Raw genomic sequence first — 5,708 nt, forward strand, 5'->3', positions numbered from 1 at the left:
AGCCACCCGCGAGGAAATCAGAGCCGAGCTGGCCGCCTATGCCATCCCCCTTTCTGCCCTGCAGATCGGCACCGAGGAGGGACTGGACCTGTGAGCATCGCCGAGATCCTGACCAGGCCGCCACAGCTTGAGGAATCAGAAGCCATCGCCACAAAAGAGCTAGCCGTAGTCATCTCCCGTGACAAACAGTTCTATGACCTGAACCCTGATAACAAGAAAACAGGCCAACGCTGGCTCAACACTTGGGACCCACAAAAAGACGCTGGCTTCATCCTGCCAAACCTTGATTTTGTTGCCGCCGACTTCGACACAGAAGATGGCCTGGACAAAGCCTTTGCCCTAAAAAGAAAGCTAAGGTTCCCCTCAGCAGTGATGCACTCAGGCGGGGGACCAGGGAAAGCGCATCTCTGGGTTAGAGTTGAAACAAAAGCCCAACGCCTTCACTGTGAAAATCTGATTAAAGAGATAGGTGGACCCTCAGCAGTCAGAACCCAAGGAATCAGGCCGCCTGGTGCCCTTCATCGCTCTGGACAGACTCGCTCAACCAGCGCGGAAGGGTTAACCATTCAGCAGATACTAGAGCTACTCAGAGACGGAACCAGGCCACAAAAACCAACAAAGCAGAAACTAGACCTGGACCAGCTCGCTGGAGAATCAGTCCCTATCGGATTCAGAAGTGACCGCCTATGCCTGATCGCTGGGCTGGCTCTCAGGCAAGGCTTGAGCTACCTGGACTTTAAAACATTGATTCTCAGGCACCCACAAGGACCAGGCGAGAAGATCAAAGACAGAAGCCCAAAACAGCAGGACAACTACCTAAAAGATGTTTGGAACTACGTCAGCAGTGATCGAGCTACCCTCCCGAGATTGAAACCTGGACCCGCTGACGCGGGGGGGGTTTTTAAAAAAAGATCTTTTGGGGAAACCTGGACCAAGCACGTCCTTTCGTGCCCTGACGTACAGAAATCGGGAAAAAACCTCTACGCTGCCATTCTCGAAATTGAAAGACTCTCAAAGCTCAACCACGGCCACTCCTTCCACCTGAGTAAAAGAAGCCTGGCCGAAGCTATTGGATGCTCAGACACAGCCGCCCGCAACTGCATTACAAAGCTCTGTGAACTTGGACACATTCAGAAAGTAGTAAATGGCAGTCAAAAAACAGCCTCAATCTACAGGCTGAAAGTGTCTCAAAAAGTGACCACTCAACCCCTGGAAGGGGGAGGGGGGTGTACAGAAAGAGTGGTCACCTATTGCGACAAATGCTCGCATGATTCACTCTCTGGCCGGAACGGGTTAAAAAGGTACTGGCTGATTCTTGATCCTTCAGAACCTCTCACGGCAGCCGAACTAGCACCCTTGGCAAAACGCACTCGCCAAAGTGTTTACAAAGGCCTGGCCCAGCTTGAAGCTCTTGGGCTCATCGCCAAGAAAGGTAAAGGCTACGTCAGGATCGAGGACGAAGCCGCCCACCTTAGAGCCGCTCAAATGCGTGGAAGTCTTGGCCGCGGTGAACACCGAAAGCTGATCCACGCTCTGCAGAGAGAAGGCTGGAAGCTGGAGAAGCAAAGGAGAATTGATGCCAGGAACAATGAAGCCAAACGGCAGAAGCTGAAAGACCAGGCCAAGTATCAGCATGGCACCAGCCAGGCCGAGCGGAACCGAACAAAATCGGACCACCTACAGGTTCAAAATCGGACTGCCGGCCACGGTGTTTCTAGACCGTTGCAAGTGTGATGGCACCTGTAAGGAGTCCAGAATCTGGTCAAAGACGCCTAGAACTGGCTCTGAGGGGCAATGCGTGCCATCTCTCGTGCCTCGCCATCCCTCATGCATAAAATCGCGCGCGTCGGTCAAAAACTAAAAGTTTCCCCTTAAAAGTGTCTAGAACTTAACGGGTTCCCTTTCGATAGTAAACCGTTGCGTCAGTCCCTTCGCCAATTCTCAAGCCGCCGCCAGGTAGAAACTCATATTCAAACACTACTGATCGTTCACTTTTGATATAGATGAAGCCAGGGCGAGGCAACTCCCATTTAAAATCTCGGATAACAGTAGAGTTACTCAAGAAGGTCCCCTCACCTGAAGACTTTAAAATGATTCCTGATGTTTGATTACCAGCAGTCATCTCCCAGTCACCAGAAAGGGCATTACGATCAAATGTCATAGTGATGTTTGGCCAAAGCAGAAAAAGAGCAACCCCTACAATAACGGTTAACCCTGAAAGGCCCCAAGCCCAAGCAGACGAACGCTTTTGAGGCATGGCGTAGATTCCCCCGGGATTCGCGTACGGGTCCGGCTGATATCCGGGCATGGGTTGAACTGGCATCGCCACAGTCTGATTTGGCGGCACGAATTGAGTTCTAAAGACGTGCCCACAAGGACAAGCCTGAGCGTTCAGTTGGTGCTGGCTCTGGCACTTCGGACACAGCTTTATTCCGGCTGGATTCACCTCTTGATTCTAGTCTTAAACCTGCCACCCGTCAATAAGTGACCCTCACGGGGACCACACTGAGAGTCCATCTACGAAAACTTTCCCCTTAAAAGGCGATTTGAGCCAGGTAAGGTGCGACCGTGAGGCATCTATCACGCTCTGCCCTACTGATCGCCTTAATAGGCTCGACTATCGCAGTCGTTCCCCAGGCTCTCACCAACAAGCCACAGACACAGACGGTTTATGTCACCAGGACAGGCGACAAGTACCACAAAGACAGGTGCCGCTATCTCTCACGAAGCAAGCGACCCCTGGAGCTGGCTGAAGCCAAAAGAAGGGGGTACGACCCCTGTAAGGTCTGCCGTCCCCCTCGCTGATGCTAAGAAAGTTTTAGTGAATGAACCTCCCTATAAACTCGACTATTCCAAGGACATCGCTTAAGAAGCCAATCCCTTCATATATAGCGCACAGCCAAGGTAGAACCTTCACAAAGAAGGCAGAAACGATAGATCTTCTAGAGCGTTTAGGCTCGTTTTTATTAACATGGTTTTTCTCCATACTGATTGTTTCTGAATCAAGATCAAAAGCACCTTGCTGATGCCTTCACTTTTTTTCAGTTCCAACCATGTATAGAGGTCTACCCCCAGAAATCAGGGGGAAAGTTTTAGAAGCTATTGGCTCTCTTTTGTGTAGTCAAGCACGATAAACGTAGGCTCACCCTTGGCGTCCTTTCGTGCCCATTCTCGGAGTTCCTCCAGAGAGGCTGACTCGACCCACAAAGCAGTACGTCCCTTAGATGCCGCCTCCAGTTCCTTCAGAGCCGACAGCGAAAGCATAGAGAGATCAATCTGCGGGGGTTCATTCTCTTCGACCACGTAGGGCAGGGCATATTTACCGAGAAGATCCACCAGCCGCACCAGCTCACCCGTGGACATGGAATCTCGAAATAGTCGCAGTTTGAGTTTCTGAATCCCAACCTCAAAGCACTCGACCAGCTCTAACCGCAGCTCATCCTTGATCCTGCCGCCGCCTTTGTTGCCTGGGTTCCCAACCTTCAGCCGTCCCCCGTTTCGCCCTGACTGGGTCGCGGTGTTTCTCACGGTGTTTCCTCTCATGCTCCTACCTTTGGACGTTGTAAAAGCCGCCCTGGACTGCAGAAGGCTCTGGACAGTATGACCAGCCATATTGACCAGGGTGGACATGAATGATGACCAGACAAAATTGACCAGGCTACAGGTTCAAAATTGGACAGGTGCGCAACGAAAACTGTACACGCTAAAAAGCACTCTGACTAGACAAAATAAGAAAGTGACCAGGGACCGTATACATGAGACGAACGTTTCGTGTATAGTCTTGTTATGCCCAGGGCACGAAAGACGAAGACCAGCCAGAGAGAGACCAAGCACGTTATCGGCTACGTCCGGGTCTCGACTGACCAGCAGGTTGATTCTGGTGCAGGCCTGGCCAGTCAGAAAGCCGCCATCATCGCCGAGTGTGAAAGGAACGGCTGGCACCTGGCCGAGCTGATCGAGGACGGTGGAATCTCTGGAAAGACTCTCAACCGCCCTGGACTGCAGAAGGCTCTGGACCTGCTGAACAAAGGGGAGGCTGATGTACTGATGGCCGCCAAGCTCGACCGCCTCAGCCGATCGGTAAAAGACGTTTGCCAGGTAGGGGACATGGCCCAGCACTACGGCTGGAATCTCAGCCTCTTGGATGCCCGGCTAGACACAACCACCCCTCATGGCAGAGCACAACTCAGCATGATGGCCACCTTTGCCCAGCTTGAGCGAGAGTTGATCGGACTCAGAACCCGCGAGGGACTGGCCGAGAAGAAAGCCCAGGGTGTTATTCTCGGAGCCAGGCCAATGATTGAAAGCGATACCGAGGACCTGATTCTAAGCCTCAGAGCCGAAGGAAAGGGGATGCTGGCCATCGCCAACGAATTGAACGTCCGGAACGTGCCAACCGCCAAGGGTGGGACCTGGCACGCCTCTACGGTCCGTGTGGTCCTGCAGAGAAGGGAGGCCGCATGAATGAGACTCTATCGCTGGCTGAAGCAATCAAGGCCGCTGGAGTCTCAGAGAAGACTCTACGCCGTTGGATCAAGTCAGGCCGCCTGGCCGCCGAGCTGATCGAGGGACCCAAGGGGAAGGAATACCGGGTAACCGCCGAGGATCTTGAGCGCGCATCAAAAGCCACCCCTAAAAAGGCCGTCTCAGAGCCGATACCAGCCGCTGAAGGCACGAAGCTCGACACCGGGGACCTGGCAACCCTGAAGGCTCTGGCAGAGGCACAAATGGCCATGATCGAGGAGCTACGGCACGAAGTCCAACAGCTCAGGCCGCTGGCACATGAAGTCCGGAACCTTGCGGACCAAAACCACGATTTAACAGCCCAGCTCAGTCAACTGCAGGACCGAGTAATCAAGGCTCTACCAGCTCCAGAGCCGAAATCGAACCTTTGGGAGAAGCTGACGAAGTGGACCAAAGTCAGAAAGTCCTGATCTATACATGGTTAATTCTACAGACCACTGGCATCTCAGCCAAGCAGGGATATCCTTGAGTTCAAATCAAGCGAATTCATGCTACCAAACAAAAGGCAATGATGCCTTTACCTAGTGGTCTTCGTCTGGATTCGTTGAACAGCATTAAAAGCAAAACCGCCCCATGTCTTGCCGGACATGAAGGCGGTCCAAAACTGAATCTCAACCCCCAAAAGGATCGGACTGCAGCGCTCTCTACTAGCAGGACGATTCTAACCCAGGAAAAAGCATCTGTCAAGAGAACTTTACTTTTTCAGGGAGGAAGGGGCAACGAGGCGAGTGAGGAAATGCAGCTAATGCAAGCAGAGACACCTCATGACATCCGTAACTTCATACAACATCGCAGAAGCTGCAAAGCTTTTGCACGTCACCCCTCAAACACTTCTCAACTGGAAAGAACGAGGCTGGATCTGGACCGAAAAGCTGCCAAATGGCAGATACCTCGTCCCCAGCTCTGAGATTGAGAGACTCACCAAAACCCAGCCCACTCAGGCCGTAGGAGGCCCGGAGAAGTGAGGCACCCACAACTTAATAAACAAGCGCAGGAGGCTATCTCAGAAGCCGCTTACCAGCTCGCCACCTGCCAAGAAAACGACGATCAAGGGGGAATCAGATCCACCCTGGCAATCCTCCAAGCCATCGCCAACGTCGGCACCAAAGCCACCCGCGAGGAAATCAGAGCCGAGCTGGCCGCCTATGCCATCCCCCTTTCTGCCCTGCAGATCGGCACCGAGG

7 protein-coding genes are annotated in these 5,708 nt (G+C 52.8%); 5 read left to right on the forward strand and 2 right to left on the reverse strand.

Annotated features, from left to right (window positions below; all coding sequences use genetic code 11):
- Positions 1–90: 90 nt before the first annotated feature.
- Entirely contained in the window at positions 91–1,734 is a 1,644-nt protein-coding gene (locus QUB20_RS27915; RefSeq protein WP_333043023.1) for an HTH domain-containing protein, read from the forward strand.
- A gap of 154 nt (positions 1,735–1,888) precedes the next feature.
- Here QUB20_RS27915 and QUB20_RS27920 read toward each other — a convergent pair whose 3' ends face one another.
- Both QUB20_RS27920 and QUB20_RS27925 read right to left on the reverse strand, forming a co-directional pair.
- Positions 1,889–2,257 (reverse strand): hypothetical protein, encoded by a 369-nt coding sequence (locus QUB20_RS27920; protein WP_332962583.1) that lies wholly within the window; start codon positions 2,255–2,257, stop codon positions 1,889–1,891.
- Between the two features lie 842 nt (positions 2,258–3,099).
- A complete protein-coding gene (locus QUB20_RS27925) occupies positions 3,100–3,528 on the reverse strand; it encodes a hypothetical protein (protein ID WP_333101137.1) in 429 nt (142 codons plus the stop codon).
- Between the two features lie 258 nt (positions 3,529–3,786).
- Between QUB20_RS27925 and QUB20_RS27930 the strand changes: the two genes are divergently transcribed.
- The 4 genes from QUB20_RS27930 to QUB20_RS27945 all read left to right on the forward strand — a co-directional run.
- On the forward strand, positions 3,787–4,464 hold the full coding sequence (locus QUB20_RS27930) for a recombinase family protein (RefSeq protein ID WP_332962585.1): 678 nt from the start codon (positions 3,787–3,789) through the stop codon (positions 4,462–4,464).
- A complete protein-coding gene (locus QUB20_RS27935) occupies positions 4,461–4,934 on the forward strand; it encodes a helix-turn-helix domain-containing protein (protein ID WP_332962586.1) in 474 nt (157 codons plus the stop codon). The genes QUB20_RS27930 and QUB20_RS27935 overlap by 4 nt, the downstream gene beginning before the upstream one ends.
- Before the next feature lie 354 nt (positions 4,935–5,288).
- The gene (locus tag QUB20_RS27940) at positions 5,289–5,489 is read left to right on the forward strand and encodes a MerR family transcriptional regulator (RefSeq protein WP_332962587.1); all 201 of its coding nucleotides are present in this window, start codon (positions 5,289–5,291) and stop codon (positions 5,487–5,489) included.
- On the forward strand, positions 5,486–5,708 hold a 223-nt coding region (locus QUB20_RS27945), incomplete at its 3' end, for a hypothetical protein (RefSeq protein WP_333291811.1). The genes QUB20_RS27940 and QUB20_RS27945, both read left to right, overlap by 4 nt.

The organism is Microcoleus sp. B4-C2, assembly GCF_036705265.1.
Classification (GTDB): Bacteria; Cyanobacteriota; Cyanobacteriia; order Cyanobacteriales; family Microcoleaceae; genus Microcoleus.